At 69.4% G+C, this 2,392-nt stretch carries 3 protein-coding genes; 2 read left to right on the top strand and 1 reads right to left on the bottom strand.

Features of this window, described 5'->3' with window-relative positions:
• A partial coding sequence (locus IH13_RS40660) for a CBS domain-containing protein (protein WP_158791117.1) occupies positions 1-131 on the top strand: 131 nt, incomplete at its 5' end.
• Positions 132-236: 105 nt separating this feature from the next.
• Here IH13_RS40660 and IH13_RS0110065 read toward each other — a convergent pair.
• Complete coding sequence (locus tag IH13_RS0110065) at positions 237-1,706, bottom strand: catalase (RefSeq protein ID WP_082317560.1); 1,470 nt, start codon at positions 1,704-1,706, stop codon at positions 237-239.
• Between the two features lie 142 nt (positions 1,707-1,848).
• Between IH13_RS0110065 and IH13_RS0110060 the strand changes: the two genes are divergently transcribed.
• The gene (locus tag IH13_RS0110060) at positions 1,849-2,268 is read left to right on the top strand and encodes a Fur family transcriptional regulator (protein ID WP_031083027.1); all 420 of its coding nucleotides are present in this window, start codon (positions 1,849-1,851) and stop codon (positions 2,266-2,268) included.
• Positions 2,269-2,392: the final 124 nt, after the last annotated feature.

Raw genomic sequence — 2,392 nt, 5'->3', positions numbered from 1 at the left:
CCGCCATGACGCACGGCGGGTTCCGGCACCTGATCGTGCTGGACGACGACGGCCCGGTCGGCATCGTCTCGGTGCGCGACATCATCCGGTGCTGGGCGCCGGTCCGGCGGCGCCCGGCCGAACTGGTCTGACGGCCGCCGCCGGGCCGGTACGCACCGGGCCCCGTACGCGACTGCGGGCCGGACCCCCGGATCGCCCCGGGGAGTCCGGCCCGCCGCCTACGGCAAGCGCCTTGGTCAGCCGCGCAGGGCCTGGACCGCGACCTCCAGCCGCTTGCCGAAGTCCGCGTCGGCCTGACGGAAGTTGTTGATCGCGCGCTCGGCGATGTCGTCACGCGACACCTTCGCGATGAACCCGGCCAGGTTGTCGATCAGCCGGCCCTTCTCGTCCTCCGACATCAGCCGGTAGAGGTTGCCGGCCTGCACGAAGTCGTTGTCCTCGGCGTGGACCGGAGTCACGTGGTTCCCGGTGCCCCCGGTGACGGGGACCGGCTGCCAGAGCGGCCGGTCCGCCTGGAAGGGGCCGCCGAAGCTGTTCGGCTCGTAGTTCTTCGCACCCTTGTGGCGGCCGTCGTACAGGTAGCCGTCACGGCTGTGGGTGCGCGCCTCGGTGGCGTGCGGACGGTTCACCGGCAGGTGGTCGGCGTTGATGCCGACGCGGTAGCGGTGGGCGTCGCCGTACGCGAACAGGCGACCCTGGAGCATCTTGTCCGGGGACGGGCCGATGCCGGGCACGAAGTGCGCCGGGCTGAAGATCGACTGCTCGACCTCGGCGAAGATGTTCTCCGGGTTGCGGTTGAGCTCCAGCTTGCCGATCTCGATCGGCGGGTAGTCCGCGTGCGGCCACACCTTGGTCAGGTCGAATGGGTTGAAGCGGTAGGTGGCCGCCTCGGCCGCCGGCATGATCTGGACCTGGACGGTCCAGGTCGGGAAGTCACCGCGTTCGATCGACTCGCGCAGGTCGCGCTGGTGGCTGTCCGGGTCGACGCCGGAGAGGCGGACGGCCTCCTCGGTGGTGAGGTTCTTGATGCCCTGGTCGGTCTTGAAGTGGTACTTGACCCAGAAGACCTCGCCGGCCTCGTTGTTCCACTGGAAGGTGTGCGAGCCGAACCCGTCCATGTGGCGGTACGAGGCGGGGATGCCGCGGTCGCCGAAGAGCCAGGTCACCTGGTGGGTGGACTCGGGCGACAGTCCCCAGAAGTCCCAGACGTTGTCGGCCTCCTGGGAGCCCGTGTACGGGTCGCGCTTCTGGGTGTGGATGAAGTCGGGGAACTTGATGGCGTCCCGGATGAAGAAGACCGGGGTGTTGTTGCCGACGAGGTCGTAGTTGCCCTCTTCGGTGTAGAACTTCAGCGCCCAGCCGCGGGGGTCGCGCGCCGCGTCGGCCGCACCGAGGTTGCCGGCGACGGTGGAGAAGCGCAGGAAGGTCTCGGTCTCCTTGCCGACCTCCGAGAGGAACTTCGCGCGGGTCCACTGCGAGACGTCACGGGTCACCGTGAAGGTGCCGTACGCACCGGCGCCCCGGGCGTGCACGACACGCTCCGGGATCCGCTCCCGGTTGAAGTGGGCCAGCTTCTCCAGCAGGGCCTGGTCCTGGATGAGAACGGGTCCGCCGGGGCCGGCCGTCTCGCTGTTCTGGTTGTCGGCTACCGGCGCGCCGGCCTCCGTGGTGAGCGGTCCCTGCGTCACGTGCGCCTCCTGCGTCAATGTCCTGCGCGGTGGTGTCCTGCGCAGCCTGTCCCTTGGCCTCTGCCGTTAGCGATCCTACAATGGACTTTGTCCAAGTCAAGTGAACATCCAAAGTCACACCCGTTCGGGACTCGGTCCCCTCACTGTTAGGCTGGATTCCATGAGCGACCTCCTTGAACGACTTCGCGGGCGCGGCTGGCGCATGACCGCACAGCGGCGCGTCGTCGCCGAGGTGCTCGACGGGGAGCATGTGCATCTGACCGCGGACGAGGTGCACGCGAGGGCCGTCGACCGGCTCCCGGAGATCTCCCGCGCCACCGTGTACAACACGCTGGGTGAGATGGTGTCCCTCGGCGAGGTCATCGAGGTCTCCACCGACCACCGGGCGAAGCGGTACGACCCGAACGCCCACCGGCCGCACCACCACCTGGTGTGCGCGCACTGCGGCGCCATCCGCGACGTGCACCCGTCGGGGAACCCGCTGGCGGACCTGCCGCCCGACGAGCGTTTCGGCTTCACGGTCTCCGACGTCGAGGTGACCTACCGCGGCATCTGCCCGAACTGCGCCGCGACCGCCTGACGGCGGCCGCCCCGCAGGACCGGCCGCCTCGCCTTCGCCTCACGGGCGGGGGCGCGGACGCGCACCGCACGCATACAACGACAGAGGCCCGGATCCTTGGAAGGATCCGGGCCTCTGTCTTCAG

This window comes from Streptomyces sp. NRRL WC-3549, from assembly GCF_000721935.1.
Taxonomy (GTDB): Bacteria; Actinomycetota; Actinomycetes; order Streptomycetales; family Streptomycetaceae; genus Streptomyces.
This window is presented reverse-complemented; position numbering and strand designations above follow the sequence as displayed.

Coding starts and splice junctions, on each gene's coding strand:
- IH13_RS0110060 (WP_031083027.1), top strand. CDS start 1,849: ATGAGCGACCTCCTTGAACGACTTCGCGGGCGCGGCTGGCGCATGACC.